10 protein-coding genes are annotated in these 15,870 nt (G+C 63.3%); all 10 read right to left on the bottom strand.

Annotated features, from left to right (window positions below; all coding sequences use genetic code 11):
- Window positions 1-5: 5 nt before the first annotated feature.
- Window positions 6-3,377, bottom strand: coding sequence for a transglutaminase family protein (locus NKH23_RS06245; protein WP_352912610.1), 3,372 nt, complete (start codon window positions 3,375-3,377; stop codon window positions 6-8).
- Window positions 3,378-3,757: 380 nt separating this feature from the next.
- The gene (locus tag NKH23_RS06240; protein ID WP_352664437.1) at window positions 3,758-4,948 is read right to left on the bottom strand and encodes an acyl-CoA dehydrogenase; all 1,191 of its coding nucleotides are present in this window, start codon (window positions 4,946-4,948) and stop codon (window positions 3,758-3,760) included.
- Window positions 4,949-5,187: 239 nt separating this feature from the next.
- Window positions 5,188-7,500: a Tex family protein gene (locus NKH23_RS06235; RefSeq protein ID WP_352912611.1), complete on the bottom strand. Its 2,313-nt coding sequence runs from the start codon at window positions 7,498-7,500 to the stop codon at window positions 5,188-5,190.
- A gap of 120 nt (window positions 7,501-7,620) precedes the next feature.
- Window positions 7,621-8,802, bottom strand: a complete 1,182-nt coding sequence (locus NKH23_RS06230; RefSeq protein ID WP_353034359.1) for a serine hydrolase domain-containing protein — start codon at window positions 8,800-8,802, stop codon at window positions 7,621-7,623.
- 26 nt (window positions 8,803-8,828) lie between these two features.
- Window positions 8,829-10,025 carry a serine hydrolase domain-containing protein gene (locus NKH23_RS06225; RefSeq protein ID WP_352713417.1) on the bottom strand — a complete coding sequence of 399 codons (1,197 nt, stop codon included), beginning with the start codon at window positions 10,023-10,025 and terminating at the stop codon, window positions 8,829-8,831.
- A gap of 62 nt (window positions 10,026-10,087) precedes the next feature.
- Window positions 10,088-11,116 carry an extracellular solute-binding protein gene (locus tag NKH23_RS06220; protein WP_352713418.1) on the bottom strand — a complete coding sequence of 343 codons (1,029 nt, stop codon included), beginning with the start codon at window positions 11,114-11,116 and terminating at the stop codon, window positions 10,088-10,090.
- Between the two features lie 42 nt (window positions 11,117-11,158).
- Window positions 11,159-11,971, bottom strand: a complete 813-nt coding sequence (locus NKH23_RS06215; protein WP_352713421.1) for an ABC transporter permease — start codon at window positions 11,969-11,971, stop codon at window positions 11,159-11,161.
- Window positions 11,964-12,893: an ABC transporter permease gene (locus NKH23_RS06210; RefSeq protein ID WP_352713423.1), complete on the bottom strand. Its 930-nt coding sequence runs from the start codon at window positions 12,891-12,893 to the stop codon at window positions 11,964-11,966. Before NKH23_RS06210 ends, NKH23_RS06215 begins: the two co-directional genes overlap by 8 nt.
- A complete protein-coding gene (locus NKH23_RS06205) occupies window positions 12,893-13,993 on the bottom strand; it encodes an ABC transporter ATP-binding protein (RefSeq protein ID WP_352714565.1) in 1,101 nt (366 codons plus the stop codon). The genes NKH23_RS06210 and NKH23_RS06205 overlap by 1 nt, the downstream gene beginning before the upstream one ends.
- A 139-nt stretch (window positions 13,994-14,132) precedes the next feature.
- A complete protein-coding gene (locus tag NKH23_RS06200) occupies window positions 14,133-15,800 on the bottom strand; it encodes an amidohydrolase (RefSeq protein WP_352713426.1) in 1,668 nt (555 codons plus the stop codon).
- Window positions 15,801-15,870 lie beyond the last annotated feature (70 nt).

Below are 15,870 nucleotides of genomic sequence, written 5' to 3'. Positions count from 1 at the left end.
GTTGATCAGAGTCTTTGCGGCCGCCGAAGGTCAAGGGTCATCGGGAAATCTTCAGAGGCTTCTTCGTTGCGCAGCACATAGCTGGACGGCGTATGGCCACGCGGCTCGAAGCGGGCGAGCCGCCGCGCCTCCGCTTCATTGCCGTTGACCGGGAACGTGTCGTAGCTGCGCCCGCCGGGGTGTGCCACATGGTATACGCAGCCGCCGACCGCGCGGCCCGACCAGCGGTCATAGATATCGAAGACCAGCGGCGTGTTGACCGGTAGCGCCGGATGTAGGCCCGACGCCGGCTGCCAGGCCTTGAAGCGCACGCCGGCCACAGCGATCTCGCGGTTGTCGGTCACCTTCATCGGCACCAGGCGGCCGTTGCAGACGACGGCGTGACGCTCCGGGTTGAGTCCCTCGGTCTTCACCTGCAGCCGCTCGACGGAGGAATCGACAAAGCGCACGGTGCCGCCGATCGCGCCTTGCTCGCCCATCACATGCCACGGCTCCAGCGCCTGCCTGAGCTCCAGCTTGATACCGGCATGCTGGACCTCGCCGCAGAACGGGAAGCGGAATTCGAGCTGCGCGTCGAACCATTCCGGACGGAATGCAAAGCCGTTCAGCTTGAGGTCGTCCAGCACATCGAGAAAATCCGCCCAGACATAATGCGGCAGCATGAAACGGTCGTGCAGCGAGGTGCCCCACCGCACGAAACGGCCGTCGAGCGGGTTCTTCCAGGCCCGGGCAATGATGGCGCGGACAAGCAATTGCTGCGCCAGGCTCATGCGCGCATTGGGCGGCATCTCGAAGCCGCGGAATTCGACCAGCCCCAGCCGGCCGGTCGGCCCGTCCGGCGAAAACAATTTGTCGATGCAGATTTCCGAGCGATGCGTATTGCCCGTCACGTCGGTCAGAAGGTTGCGGAACAGACGGTCGACCAGCCACGGCAGGGGTACCGCGCCCTTATCCGGATGCGGCACCTGCGCCATCGCGATCTCGAGTTCGAAGAGCGAATCATGGCGCGCCTCGTCGAAGCGCGGCGCCTGGCTGGTCGGGCCGATGAACAGGCCGGAGAACAGATAGGACAGCGACGGATGCCGCTGCCATTGCAGCACCAGGCTTTTCAACAGGTCGGGGCGGCGCAGGAACGGGCTATCATTGGGCGTGGCACCGCCGACGACGACGTGGTTGCCGCCGCCGGTGCCGGTGTGGCGGCCGTCGATCATGAACTTGTCGGCGCCAAGCCGCGTCTGCCGCGCCTCTTCGTAGATCGCCGTGGTCGTCGCCACGCAATCCTGCCAATTCGCGGCGGGGTGGATATTGACCTCGATGACGCCGGGATCGGGTGCGACACGGATGACATTGAGGCGCGGATCGTGCGGCGGGCCGTAGCCCTCGATGTGCACCGGCAGTCCGATCGCCCTTGCCGCATTCTCCGCCGCCGCGACCAGTTCGAGATAATCCTCCAGCGCCTCGACCGGCGGCATGAACACACAAAGCCGTCCGTCGCGCGGCTCGACCGAAAGTGCCGTGCGCACGGCGCCGCCGATCTCGGTGATCTCCTGTTCGACGCGGTCTTGCTGGCCTGTAACGGCCGTGAAGGATACCGCCTGCTGGCGGCGCGCCATCTCGTCGGCGCCTTCCAGTTCGGCCGGAGCAGGCGAAGAAGCAGCACCGGGCAAGATCGCCTCACGCGCCGGCAATGGTCCGCGCGGCAGCGATGGATCGACCGGCACGATATAGGGGAACTGCGCCGGCGGCACATAAGGCAGCGTGCCGAGCGGCAGGCGGTAGCCGACCGGCGAATCGCCGGGCACCAGGAACAGCCTGCCGCGGCGCGTCTTCCATTTCTCCGAGCGCCAGCGCGGTCCGGAAGCCTGGCTGTTCCAGCGCTGGACCGGCAGCACATAGCCCGACGGCTTGGTCAGCCCGCGTTCGAACACCCGCGCCATGCGGCTGCGCTCCTCCGGGTCCTCCAGCTTCGAATTGGAAGGATCGACGTTGTCCGGCAGCTTGCCTTCCTTGAGCAGCCATTCGGCCGGATCCTCATAGGCTTCGCTGACCATCATCTTGTCGATGCCGAGTTCGTCGGCAATCGCGGTCAGCAGGCTCTCGGCCTGCTTTGGTCCGACATCCGCCTCGCTCTTTTCATGCGCGATCAGCGACGGGTCGCTCCACACCGGCTCGCCATCGGTGCGCCAGTAGAGCGAGAACGTCCAGCGCGGCAGGCTTTCGCCGGGGTACCATTTGCCCTGCCCGTAATGTAGGAAGCCGCCCGGCGCGAAGCGTTCGCGCAGCCGGCGGATCAGCGCATCGGCCTTTTCCCGCTTGGTCGGCCCGACGGCCGCGGTGTTCCACTCGGCAGCCTCGAAATCGTCGATCGAGACGAATGTCGGCTCGCCGCCCATGGTCAGCCGCACGTCGCCGGCCTGGAGCGCGGCATCGACTTGGTTGCCGAGCGCATCGAGCGCCTGCCAGCTCTCGTCGGAGAACGGCTTGGTGATGCGCGGATGTTCGGCGATGCGATCGACCCGCATGTCGAAGCCGAATTCGACATTGGCGAAGCTCGCCATGCCGGAGATCGGCGCGGCATTGCGGAAATGCGGCGTTGCCGCGAGCGGCACATGGCTTTCGCCGGTGAGCAGGCCGGAGGTCGGGTCGAAGCCGATCCAGCCGGCGCCCGGCAGATACACCTCGCACCAGGCATGAAGATCGGTGAAATCGGTCGCCGTGCCAGGCGGCCCGTCGAGCGCGACGAGGTCGGGTTTGAGCTGGATCAGATAACCGGAGACGAAACGCGCGGCGATGCCGAGGTTCCTCAATATCTGCACCAGGAGCCAGCTCGAATCGCGGCACGACCCCTTGCCCGCGGCCAGCGTTTCCTCGGGCGAGAAGACGCCGGTTTCCATGCGCACGATATAGGCGATCTCGCGCTGCAGCCGCGCATTGAGGTCGACGACAAAATTGACGGTATTGGTCGGGCTGCGGTCGAGGGTTTTCAGGAATGCCTCCAACAGCGGCCCCGCCGGTTCCGGCGTTCGGTAGATGGTCAGATCGTCCCTGATCTCTTCGGGGTATTCGAACGGAAACGTCTCGGCCGAGGGCTCGACGAAGAAATCGAACGGATTGTAGACCGTCATGTCGGCAACGAGATCGACCTCGATCTTCAGTTCCGTCACCGGTTCGGGGAAGACGAAGCGGGCAAGGAAATTGCCGTAGGGGTCCTGCTGCAAATTGACGAAGTGATTTGCCGGCCCGACCTTCAGCGAATGGCTGAGCACTTTCGTGCGGGAATGCGGCGCAGGCTGCAACCTTATGACTTGCGGGCCCAATACGACCGGCCGGTCGTATTTGTAGTGGGTCAGGTGATAGACGGCTGCCAGAATTGCCATGGTGCCCCTGAAGTCGGCGTTTCAAAAGGAGTTCGCTGAACCCTGACACGAATGCTGACCATTCTCCAAGCAGAGATGTTGCGCTGCACCTAAATTAAGCAGCTTTCACAGCTTCACGAAACGGAGCGCCGACCCTGGGATTCCGCAGCGTGGCGGTATCGGCAGCACGCGCGATGCTTGGTCGAAAAGAAGCTGAAAAGAAAAACCCGCCTCGGTGGGCGGGTCGTTGGCGCTAATTAGCACCATAGTGAGATTAGTAGCATAGCTGCCGGCACAAAGCAAGAACAAAATGTGGCACCGCGGCAAAAGTTGCGATCTCCCGCTTTGCGAAGGGAGATGCCAAGCAGTGGCGCCCTGGAAGCGGAGGAGACCTGCCAATGCTAAAAGAACGCCTGCAACCCGGTCTGCGCCCGTCCGAGGATCAGCGCATGCACATCATGCGTGCCCTCGTAGGTGTTGACGGTCTCCAGGTTCTGGGCGTGGCGCATGACGTGATAACCGATCTGGATGCCATTGCCGCCATGCATGTCGCGGGCCTGGCGGGCGATGTCGAGCGCCTTGCCGCAATTGTTGCGCTTGACGAGCGAGATCATCTCCGGCGCCATCTTGCCTTCATCCATCAGCCGCCCGACGCGCAGGCTGCCCTGCAAGCCCAGCGCGATCTCGGTCTGCATGTCGGCGAGCTTCTTCTGGAAAAGCTGCGTGCCGGCCAGCGGCTTGCCGAACTGCTTGCGGTCGAGGCCATATTGGCGGGCGCGGTGCCAGCAATCCTCAGCCGCGCCCATCGCTCCCCACGAAATGCCGTAGCGCGCCCGGTTGAGGCAGCCGAACGGTCCTTTCAGGCCCGAGACGTTGGGCAGCAGCGCGTCCTCGCCGACCTCGACGCCTTCCATTACCACTTCGCCGGTGATCGAGGCTCGCAGCGACAGCTTGCCGCCGATCTTCGGCGCCGACAGCCCGTTCATGCCCTTTTCCAGGACAAAGCCGCGAATCTCGTTGTCATGCGCGGCCGACTTTGCCCAGACGACGAACACGTCGGCGATCGGCGCGTTGGAAATCCACATCTTCGAACCGGAGATCCTGTAGCCGTTCGCAGTCTTTTCGGCCCGCGTCTTCATGCCGCCCGGGTCGGAACCGGCATCCGGCTCGGTCAGGCCAAAGCAGCCGATCCATTCGCCCGACGCCAGCTTCGGCAGGTATTTTTTGCGCTGCTCTTCCGAGCCATAGGCATGGATCGGATACATTACCAGCGACGACTGCACGCTCATCATCGAGCGATAGCCGGAATCGACGCGTTCGACCTCGCGCGCGACCAGCCCGTAGGTGACGTAGTTGGCGCCGAGCCCGCCATATTCCTCGGGGATGGTGATGCCGAGCAGACCGGCCTCGCCCATCTCGCGGAAGATGCCGGCGTCGGTCTTCTCTTCGAGATAGGCTTCCTCGATCTTCGGAGCGAGCTTGTCGGCGGCAAACGCCGCGGCGCCATCGCGCACCATGCGCTCGTCCTCCGAAAGCTGGTCCTCGATCAGGAAAGGATCATCCCAGACGAATGCGTTCTTATCGGCGGCCATGGCTCTCGGTCTCCCAAACTCATGCATGTGGCCCAAAGCTTGCCCGCGGGCCTGACCCGACGGTGTTTGGCAGCTTGGAGATAACGACATGCATCGAAACAGAAATCTTGAAACGCGCGGCTTATCGGCTCCCGTCCTGAAAAAATCAAACGAAATAGCTTCGCCGATGCATGAGCATTGGTGATGGATCATCAATATCGAGCGCCGCCGTCTGACCTGGCGCAGCCCGGCTCGCGAAATTACTTCCGCTTCAACGCATCGGCCAAAGCGGCGCCGAAAGCGCCCTGCTGCGCCGGCCGCTCCGGCTGGCGTTGGGGCGCCGGCACACGCGGCACCGGCCTGCTGCCATTGTCGCGCGGCTTCGGTGCGCCACCGTCACCGTCCTTGCGCATCGACAGGCCAATGCGCTTGCGCTTGAAATCGACGTCGACGACACGCACCTTGACCACGTCGCCGGCCTTGACCACCTCGTGCGCGTCCTTGATGAAACGGTCGGCCAGTTGCGAGACGTGCACCAATCCGTCCTGGTGCACGCCAATATCGACGAAGGCGCCGAAGGCCGCGACATTGGTGACGGTGCCTTCAAGCCGCATGCCGGGCTTCAGATCCTTGATATCGTCGACGCCGTCGGCAAAGGTCGCGGTCTTGAAGCCGGGGCGCGGATCGCGGCCGGGCTTTTCCAGCTCCGCCAGGATGTCGCGCACCGTCGGCAGGCCGAAGCGCTCGTCGACGAAGACGCGCGGATCGAGCGCCTTGAGTGCGGCGCTGTCGCCCATCAGCGAGCGAACGTCGCGCCCGCAGGCCGCAACGATCTTCTTGGCCACGCCATAGGCTTCCGGATGCACGGCCGAGGCGTCGAGGGGTTCGCTGCCGTTCGGAATGCGCAGGAAGCCGGCGCATTGCTCGAACGCGCGGGGTCCAAGGCGGGAGACCTTCAACAGTTCGCGGCGGCTGGCGAACGGGCCGGAGGCGTCGCGATGCGCAACGATCGCCTCGGCCAGCGATGCGCCGAGACCCGAAACCCGCGCCAGAAGCGGCGCCGACGCCGTGTTGAGATCGACGCCGACGGCATTGACCGCATCCTCGACCACCGCTTCCAGCGAGCGGCCGAGGCGGTACTGATCGACATCGTGCTGGTACTGGCCGACGCCTATCGATTTCGGCTCGATCTTGACAAGTTCGGCGAGCGGATCCTGCAGGCGCCGGGCGATCGACACCGCCCCGCGCAGCGACACGTCGAGGCCGGGAAATTCCGCCGCCGCCGTTGCCGAGGCGGAATAGACCGAGGCGCCGGCCTCGCTGACGATCACCTTGAGCGGCTTCGGTCCGGACCCGGCAGGCATGTCACCCAGCATGTCGGCCACCAGCCTTTCGGTCTCGCGGCTGCCAGTGCCGTTGCCGATCGAAATCAGCTCGACGTTGTGCAGCCGGATGAGCTTGGCCAGTTCGGCCTGCGTGCCGCGGACATCGTTCTTCGGCGGAAACGGATAGACGGTTGTCGTCGCCAGAACCTTGCCGGTGCCGTCCACCACCGCGACCTTGACGCCGGTGCGAATGCCCGGATCGAGCCCCATCGTCGGCCGCGAGCCGGCAGGCGCGGCAAGCAGCAAATCCTTGAGATTGCGGGCGAAGACGTGGATTGCCTCCTCCTCGGCCCGCTCGCGCAGATCGCGCATCAGATCGAGCGTCAGGTGAAGCGACAGCTTTATGCGCCAGGTCCAGCCGGCTACTTCCATCAGCCAGCGGTCTCCCGGCAACTGGCGGCCGATGGCGTAGGTATCGGCGATCATCCGCTCGACCGGTTTCACCGGTGACACATCGTCCGCATCGACCTCGATCTCGAGCGACAGCACCTCCTCGTTGCGGCCGCGCAGCATGGCCAGCGCGCGATGGCTGGGCACGTTGGCCCAGCGCTCGACATGGTCGAAATAGTCGGAAAATTTCGCGCCCGCCTCCTGCTTGCCATCGACGACGCGCGAGCGCAGGAAGGCGCGTTCCTTCATATAGGTCCGCAACTTGCCGACTAGGTCGGCATTCTCGGCGAACTGTTCGGACAGGATATCGCGCGCTCCCTCGAGCGCCGCCTTGGTATCGACGACGTCTTCGCTGATGTAGGCCAGCGCCAGCTCGGCGGGTACGGCCGTACGGTCGGCGAGAATGGCTTCCGCCAGCGGGCCCAGCCCGCGCTCGCGTGCGATCTCGGCCTTGGTCCGGCGCTTCGGCTTGTAAGGCAGGTAGATGTCTTCGAGTTCGGCCTTGGTAGCGGCCGCAGCGATCTTTGCCTCGAGCTCTTCGGTCAGCTTGCCCTGCTCGCGGATCGAACCGAGGATGGTGTCGCGGCGCGCGTCGAGCTCGCGCAGATAGGCGAGCCGCTCGGCAAGGTCGCGCAGCTGCGTGTCGTCGAGGCCGCCGGTGACCTCCTTGCGGTAGCGCGCCACGAACGGCACCGTCGCGCCGTCGTCGAGCAAGCCGATCGCCGCCGCAGCCTGTTCGGGCCGCGCGCCGATCTCGGCGGCTATGATGGTTGCGATGCGCTTGATGTCGGATGCCATGTCGTACCTGTCGTTGGTCGAAAAGAGCAGCGACCATAGGCGCAGAGCACTGCTGCGCCAACTGCGCCATTTTCAACCCGGCGAGAGGTCCACAGGAAAGGCGCGGCTGTCTGGATCGGATCAGACCATCCGGCTCAGCGCCTCGAAGAAAGAAATCATATCCAGATCGAGCGGATCGTCGACCGGTACCGGCTGCGACGACATCTTTGCGATTACCATTTCGGCCTTCGGATTGACGTAAAGCCACTGGCCGTGGATGCCGATGCCGCAGAAGGCGCCGCTTGCCGCGCCCGTCTGGTACCATTTGTTGCGATAGCGGCCACGCGGAAACAGGAACGCCATCGTGCCGCGTTGCCAAGCCTCGGCGTCACCGCCAGTTTCGGTCGTGTCGCGCACCCAGCTCTCCGGCACGATACGGCAGCCATTGGCCATGCCGCCTTGCCGCATCATCTCGCCGACCCGGGCGAGGTCGCGCGGCGTCACCGAAATGCCGCCGGCCGTACGCGCCGTGCCTTCCATGTCCGCGGTTACCAAAGCTTCGCTGACAGCGCCGAGCGGCTCCCATAATTTCTCGCGCATCAGATCGGCGAAGCGCCGGCCCGACGCACGTTCGAGCAGGATGCCGAGCAGGTCGGAATTGGGCGAACGGTAGCGGAACGTCCGGCCATGCGGCTCGGACAGGCCCTGCAGCGTCATGAGGAAAGTGGCCAGGCTCTCGGTGCCCCCGCCTGGATTCCACAGCATGGCGCGGCGATAGCGGGCGAAGGCGCTTTCCGGATCGAGATAGGCCTCTTCGAAGTCGAGGCTGACACTCATGTCGAGCACGTGCCGCACACTCGCGTCGCCATAGGCCGAGCCTGCGGTTTCCGGGATATAATGGGTCACCGGAGCCTGCGGATCGAAAATCCCCTCCCCTTCCAATATGCCGGCGACAATCGCGGTCAGCGACTTGCTAATCGAAAAGATGATGTGGCGTGCACCGGACTCCATATGCGGCGCGAACCAGTCGCCGACGAATTTGCCGCCCTTAATGATCGTCAGCGCGTCGGTATCGGAGCGCTTGAGAAAAGCTGCGACGGTCTGCGCGCCGCCTGCAAGAGCGACCTTTTCACCAAGTAGCCCGCCGAAATCCTGCGCCGGCGCCTCGCTGCTGCCCGGCTTTGCCGCCACGGCAGCGCTCGGCAGCAGTTCACCGACATTCTGGAACGACCACCGGCTGAACGGGCTTTCCCGCCAATTGCCGAGCAGCACCTCCTTGCGGGCAAAGCCATATCTGGTTTCGAACGCGGTCTTGCCGGCCATTGGCGCTTCCTTCGGTCTTTGGCGTTCTAGGCGAGCGCCGCGGCGATGGCGTGCACGGTTTTCAGTGTCGCCACCGAATAGGCGACGTTGGTAAAATTCGGATAGCTCGAAAGCTTCACCACGACCATTTTCGTGTCCCAGTCGATATGGATCAGCTGCCCGAACACGCCCCGGCACATCAGCGCCCGCGAGCGCGGGTCCTCGATCCAGAACTGGTTCCGGTAGCTGCCTTCCGGCAGGCTGGGACTGAAATCCGGTCCATGCCTGCCATTGCGCGTCGCCTCGATCCAGTCGGCCGGCACGACGCCACCGCCATTGTCGAGGATCAGCTGGCCGAAGCGGCCATAGTCGCGCAGCGTGGCGTTGAAGCCGCCATCGGCAACTGCATAGCCGGCGCTGTCGACGGTGAAGCAGGCGCTTTCATCCGCACCGAGTTTTTGCCAGAGCTCTTCCGAGACCAGCTGCGCCAGCCGTTTGCCGCTCACGCGTTCCATTATGAAGGCGAGCACGTCGGTCTCGATCGAGCGGTATTCGAAGGCAGCGCCGTGTGGCCGGCTCTTTTCCTTGAGGCCCAGGATCAATTCGAATATGTGCGACGGCCAGCGGAAGGCCGGATCGCTGCCCGGCGGCACCGGCTTCCAGCCGGTGGCGACGTCGACCTGGCCGATGTCCGAATAGGGATCGGTGTATTCCTCGGAAAAGCGCACCCCGCTCGTCATGTCGAGCACATGCTGCACGCTGGCGCCTGCCCAGCCGGTCGCTTCCAGCTCCGGCAGATAGGTCGTCACCGGCGAAGCCGGATCGATCAGCCCGCGCCCGACCAGTATGCCGAACACCGAGGCGGTGACCGACTTCGCCATCGACTGCGACAGATGCAGCGTGCGCTCGGTCATGCCGTTGAAGTAGCGCTCATAGACGATCTTGCCGTCCTTGAGCACGAGAAACCCATCGGTATAGGTCTCGTCGAGCAGCCCGGCCAGCGTCGTCGGCTGCCCCATGCTGTCGTCCACCGGCAGCGGGTCGAGGTTGACCTCGGCGCGCTCCAGCCTGTGGCGATGGCCATTGCCGCGCCAGACTTCGACGGTCGGCAGAATTTCGCGGATATGCTGGAACGCCCATCGATTCCATGGCGGCCGGTCCCAGTCGAGCTTCGGCGGAACCATCTGCGGCGGCGAACCCTGCATGATCGGCGGCGCCGGTTCGCTGTTGCGGTAAGAATTCATCCAATCCCCTTGCACAAGGAAGGGAGGCCGAAGCCTCCCTTCGGTCTGATCCTAGAGCAAGGCTACTTGCGCAAATTGGTCCAGATCTTGTTGTAGATCTCGACCACTTCCGGTGGGCAAGGCGGTACGAATTCCGCCGCCGGTGCACCGGCCGGCGGATTGATTTCCGGCGCGCTGGCGAAATCGGGCGGCAGGAACTTGTGGCTGCCGGTGATGCCGTTATCGTAGCCGGCGAATTCCGAAATCAGCGCCGCGTTTTCGGGAGCCATGACAAAGTCCTGGAACAGCTTGGCATTTTCGAGATTCTTGGCGCCCTTCAACACGGCGACATTGTCCATCCAGCCTTCGATGCCTTCCTTGGGATAGGCATATTTGATCGCCGGGATTTTCTGGCGCGCACGATAGGTCGCGCCATTCCAAGCCTCGGTAACGATCACGTCGCCGGAGGTGATCTTGGTGATGGTGTCGTAGCTGAAGGTCTTCCATGACGGCTTGGCGGCCATCAGTATGTCGTTGACCTTCTTCAGATTGGCCTTATCGGCGCCGCAACGCGGTACGCCGGCGTAGCGCTCGGCCGCATGCATCACAGTGTTGACATCGTCGAGCATGTTGATCTGGCCCTTCAACTCGTCCGGCGGGTCGAACAGGATCGCCAGCGTGTCGATGTCCCCCTTGTATTTGTCGGTGTTGACTTCGAAGGTCGTGGTGCCGAACTGCCACGGCACGGTGTAGTGGCGGCCATTGTCCCAGTAGATGTCGACGAAGCGCGGGTCGAGGTTCTTGCCGTTTGGCATCGCATTGGGCTCGGTCTTTTCGAGCAGGCCCTCGTCGATCATGATCTTCACGGTGTAGTCGGAAGGGACGACGATGTCGTAGCCGGAATTGCCGGCGCGTACCTTCGACAGCATGGTCTCATTCGAATCGTAGTCGTCCAGCGTCACCTTGACGTTGTATTGTTTTTCGAATTTTTCGATCAGCTTGGGGTTGGTGTAGTCACCCCAATTGTAGATGTGCAGCTCGCCGTCAGCGAGCGCAGGCACCGCCCATAAAAGCGCCGCCGTCGACACGGCAGCCATCAGTTTCCTAGACATCACACTCTCCTTTGCCTTCCCATTGATTCACTTGGCCTTGAGTCACTTGGCGCGGCGGCGCGCGATCAGGAACGATATCGAGACGAACAGGATCGAGACCAGCAGCAGGATGGTGGAGATGGCGTTGATCTCCGGCGTCATCGGCCGCCTGATCTGGTTCCAGATGTAGAGGGGCAGCGTCGTCTGCCCGGGGCCGGCGACCAGCTGCGTGATGGTGAAATCGTCGAAGGAGACGATGAAGGCGAGCGCCCCACCCGACAGAACGCCGGGAACCAGCAATGGCAGCGTTATGCGCCTGAAAGCATGCCACGGCGTGGCATAGAGGTCGGCCGCCGCAGCTTCGAGCGTCAGGTCCATGTCCTCGAGCCGCGCCCGGATCGGCATATAGGCGAATGGAATGCAAAAGACGGTGTGGGCGAGGATCAGATTGCCGATGCCGAAATTGAGCCCGAGCGTGCCCGCGATCAGCGCAAAGAACGAGAGCGTCGCCACCGCTGTGATAATTTCCGGAACCATCAGCGGCAGATTGATGATCATGAAGGCGGCCGACAGCCCGCGCCACGGCTTCACCCGGGTCATGCCGATTGCCGCCAGCGTCGCGGCGATCGTCGAAATGATCGTGGCGGTGACAGAGATGATCAGTGTGTTCTTGGCGGCGTTGTGGAATTCCTGGTTGAGCAGCGCACTGCCATACCAACCGAATCCGATGCCTTCCCAACGCGTCACCAGCGAACCGGTGTTCAGCGAAAAGATCATCAGGATCAGGATTGGCGCGTAAAGCACGCAGAGGCAGATGATGGCGATCGAGCGGAACCCCGGCTGGTCCTTGATATCGGCACTGCGGGGGTCAGCCATGCCGCATCTTCCCCGACGTGGTGCGGACATAGAAATAGAGCGCCACCAGCACCGCGGCCATCAGGATCAGCGCCTGTGCGCAACCGAGCGGCCAGTTGCGCCCGGAACCGAATTGCTGGGCGATGAGATCGCCGATCATCAGATGGATGCCGCCGCCCAGGATCAGCGGCGTCACATAGGCGCCGAGGGCTGGAATGAAGACCAGCAGGCAACCGGCGATGATGCCGGGCCGCGACAGCGGGATGATCACGCGCCACAGCACCTGCCGACGGGTCGCATAGAGGTCGTAGGCCGCCTCGACCAGGCGGAAATCCAGCTTCTCCAGGCTGGAATAGAGCGGCAGCACCATGAACGGCAGGAACGAATAGAGCAGGCCGAGCTGGATGGCGAAGTTGGTGTAGAGCATGGTGATCGGCTTCTCGATCACCCCAAGTGCCATCAGCGCGTTGTTGATGAGGCCCTCGTCGCGGATGATGAACATAATGGCGAGTGTGCGCACCAGAAGGTTCGACCAGAATGGGATGGTCATCAACAGCACCCACCAGTTGCGCTGCGCCGGCGGTCGCGTCGCCATGAAATAGGCGGTCGGAAAGCCGAGCAGCAGGCAGATGATCGTCGTCACCACGGCAAACAGAAACGAGCGCAAATAGATGATCAGGAAATCCGGCGTGAACTGCAGCGTGTCGTCGAAAATATCGCGCTGGAACAGGAAGTTCAGATAGGCGTCTGTCGAGAACTTCCACTGCACACCGCCATAGGGTGCTGCGGCGAGAAATGAATAGATGAGGATGATGAGAAGCGGCAGCACGCCGAAGACGCCGATGATGACCAAAGCCGGCAACGAAAGCAGGCGGTGGCGCCTTGCAGTGGCTTTCTCCGCCTCCGCTTCGAATACCGCCGCCTTGGAAAAGGTGATTGCCATCAATCCCTCAAAATGCGCGCGCCATCGTCCTCGAACACGACACCGACCTTGGCGCCCGGCTCGAATGAGACGGCGCCCGAGCGGCTGTTCTGGTGGCGCACGATGAAATCGTCGCCGCCTTCGAGCTTCACGTGATAGTGGGTGTCGGTGCCGAAATAGACGACATTTGCCAGGGTTCCCGAGACCATGCCCTTGGCGGCATCGGCGACGAGATCAGCATGTTCCGGCCGCACCACCACAGTCACCGCCCCGGAAGGGTCGAAGTTTTCCGGAAATCCCGCCGCCACCGTAGCTTCGGACGCGATCTTCACCATTGCGATGCCGGATTTCTTCGACACGACAGTGCCCTTGAGGAAATTGGTTTCGCCAATGAAGTCGGCGACGAAGCGCTCGGCCGGCCGGTCGTAAATATCGCGCGGCGTGCCGACCTGCAGGATCTTGCCGGCCGACATCACGGCGATGCGGTCGGACATGGTCAGCGCTTCTTCCTGGTCATGGGTGACGAAGATGAAGGTGATGCCGGTCTGGTGCTGCAGCCGTTTCAGTTCGATCTGCATTTCCTTGCGCAGCTTGTAGTCGAGCGCCGACAGCGGCTCGTCGAGCAACAGCACTTTCGGCTGTGGCGCCAGCGCGCGCGCCAGTGCCACGCGCTGCTGCTGGCCGCCGGAGATCTGGCTGGTGCGGCGGGCACTCAGCGCCTCCATCTTGACCAGCTTCAGCATCTCGGCAACGCGTGCCTTGATTTCGGCTTTCGGTTTGCCCAGCATCTCCAGGCCGAAGCCGATATTCTCGGCCACCGTCATGTGCGGGAACAGCGCATAGGACTGGAAGACGGTGTTGACTGGCCGCTTGAACGGCGGCAGCGGCGCGATGTCCTGGCCGTGCAGCAGGATTTCGCCTTCGCTGGGGAAATCGAAGCCGGCAATCAGCCGAAGCAGCGTCGTCTTTCCGCAACCGGACGGCCCCAGCAGCGTGAAGAACTCGTTCTCGCGGATCGACACCGAAACCGTGTCGAGAGCTGCGACTTGTACATCCCCGGTACCGAATACCTTGCGGACGCCGCGGACTTCGATTGCACTCTTACCCGGCTGATCCGGCACGCACTTCCCCATTGTTATGTCCGCTCTTGTTGGCGGATCCAGTTCCCATTCGATTGTCAGCATATGCCGGTCGGCTTGGCAACCATGCATCTGAATCTCGGTTCAGAACGCAAGCCCCGTGCCATAGTCAGCGCCACCATTAAACCTGATAAGTGATCTTGCCGCCGCAAATGGTGCTGACCGGATGCACCTTGTGTAACAAACCCGGTTCAGCTGCCTCGATATCGGCCGACAGCACCACCAGATCGGCCAGATAGCCTGGTTTCAGCCGGCCCTTGCGGTGCTCCATGAATTCGGCATAAGCGCCTTCGACCGTATAGCCCGCAAGCGCTTCCAACAGCGAGAAGCTCTGGTCGGGAATGCCGTCTGCCCAAGGTTTGCGCAGCATCGCCGCCTGAATGCCCAGGATCGGGTCGATCCGCGACACCGGCCAGTCGGAAGCGAAGACGACATGCGCGCCCGCCTGCTTCAGCGTCCGCCAGGCATAGCTCAGCGGCCATCTTTTGCGACCGATGCGCGAAAGCGTCGGCTCCAACGGGAAGTCCATGGCGCCGGGCGGGTGCGGCGGCTGCATCGAGGCGATGACGCCGAGTTCGGCGAAGCGCGGCACGTCGGCGGCAGTGGTGACCTCGATGTGCTCGACCCGGTGCCGGCTGTCGCGTTTGCCGTTCTTCCGCTGCGCCGCCTCGTACCCATCGAGGACCGCGCGCACCGCGCCGTCGCCGATCGAATGCACCGCGACCTGCAGCCCGCGCCGGTCGGCCTCCACCGCCACCTCGGCGAGATGCTCCGGCGTAAACAGCGGCTCACCGCGCCAGCCCGGCCGGTCGGCATAGTCGTCGACCATGACCGCGGTCCAGCCTTCCAGCACGCCGTCGTAAAACATCTTGACCATGCCGGACGACAGCCATTCCGATTGGTAGGAGTTGGCCATGCTCGATGCCTTTTCCAGCCTGTCGAGCGTCATGAAGTTCTTGAAATGAAAAGGTATCTTGGTGCGGCAGAGCAGCCGCCCTTCCTGTTCCAGCCCGGCTAGCAGCTCGAGCTGGTAAAGATTGCCGTCCATGTTCTGGATCGAGGTGATGCCGTGGCGGGCGCACCATTCCAACCCGCGATGCATCAGGTCACGATCGGCCGCGACTTCGGCGGCGGAAGGGTACGGCTCGGGCTCGCCGCCTGTCGCAAGGCCGAGCCGCACGCGGTTCTGCCCGGAAAGCTCGAGGATCGGCCCGAACGCCTCGCCCTCGCGCAATTCGCCCGCCGCGAGCCCGTCGGCGCCCATCACGATCTCATTGCCGGGGCCGAGTTGCTTGCCGTGCAGGATGCCAGCCAGCTCAAGCGCCTTGGTGTTGGCCCACATCGTGTGGTGATCGGAAGCCGACATCGCGAACGGCCGGTCGGCGATGATGCGATCGAGATGATGGCGGGTGACCGGCTCTTCCTTCGAAAGGATGGTGTAGTCGACGCCGGCCCCAAGCAGCAATTTGGCGTTCGGCCGTGCTGCCGCATAGGCGCGGATCGCGTCGCTCAGCGCATCGAAGCCATGCACGCCCTGAAGGTGCAGATTGTCGAGCTCGGCCGCGCCGCCGAAAAGATGCATATGCGCTTCGATGAAGCCCGGCACCACCGAACCGCCTTGCGCATCGATAATCTTCGTGGCCGGCCCTTTCAGCGCCTCGATCGTCCGACGATCGCCAACCGCCAGGATGTTGCCGTCCTTTACCGCCACCGCCTCGGCCGTCGGATTGCCTTCGTCCATGGTCAGCACACGGGCATTGGTGACGATTAGGTCGGCATTTGAACTCATGATTACCCGCGGTTCGGTTGCGCTGCCGGCAGGCTAGACGACCGGCTACCGTGCCAGCAAGCCATGGCTG

Origin of the sequence: Mesorhizobium sp. M1328 (assembly GCF_040318075.1) — a bacterium.
GTDB lineage: Bacteria > Pseudomonadota > Alphaproteobacteria > Rhizobiales > Rhizobiaceae > Mesorhizobium.
The sequence above is the reverse complement of the archived record's forward strand: the minus strand, read 5'-3'. Positions and strand labels throughout refer to the sequence as shown.

Excerpts from the sequence above, each read along its gene's own strand:
- NKH23_RS06225 (WP_352713417.1), bottom strand. The coding sequence starts at position 10,025 with ATGAATTCTTACCGCAACAGCGAACCGGCGCCGCCGATCATGCAGGGT.
- NKH23_RS06220 (WP_352713418.1), bottom strand. The coding sequence starts at position 11,116 with ATGTCTAGGAAACTGATGGCTGCCGTGTCGACGGCGGCGCTTTTATGG.
- NKH23_RS06230 (WP_353034359.1), bottom strand. The coding sequence starts at position 8,802 with ATGGCCGGCAAGACCGCGTTCGAAACCAGATATGGCTTTGCCCGCAAG.
- NKH23_RS06245 (WP_352912610.1), bottom strand. The coding sequence starts at position 3,377 with ATGGCAATTCTGGCAGCCGTCTATCACCTGACCCACTACAAATACGAC.
- NKH23_RS06200 (WP_352713426.1), bottom strand. The coding sequence starts at position 15,800 with ATGAGTTCAAATGCCGACCTAATCGTCACCAATGCCCGTGTGCTGACC.
- NKH23_RS06235 (WP_352912611.1), bottom strand. The coding sequence starts at position 7,500 with ATGGCATCCGACATCAAGCGCATCGCAACCATCATAGCCGCCGAGATC.
- NKH23_RS06240 (WP_352664437.1), bottom strand. The coding sequence starts at position 4,948 with ATGGCCGCCGATAAGAACGCATTCGTCTGGGATGATCCTTTCCTGATC.
- NKH23_RS06215 (WP_352713421.1), bottom strand. The coding sequence starts at position 11,971 with ATGGCTGACCCCCGCAGTGCCGATATCAAGGACCAGCCGGGGTTCCGC.
- NKH23_RS06210 (WP_352713423.1), bottom strand. The coding sequence starts at position 12,893 with ATGGCAATCACCTTTTCCAAGGCGGCGGTATTCGAAGCGGAGGCGGAG.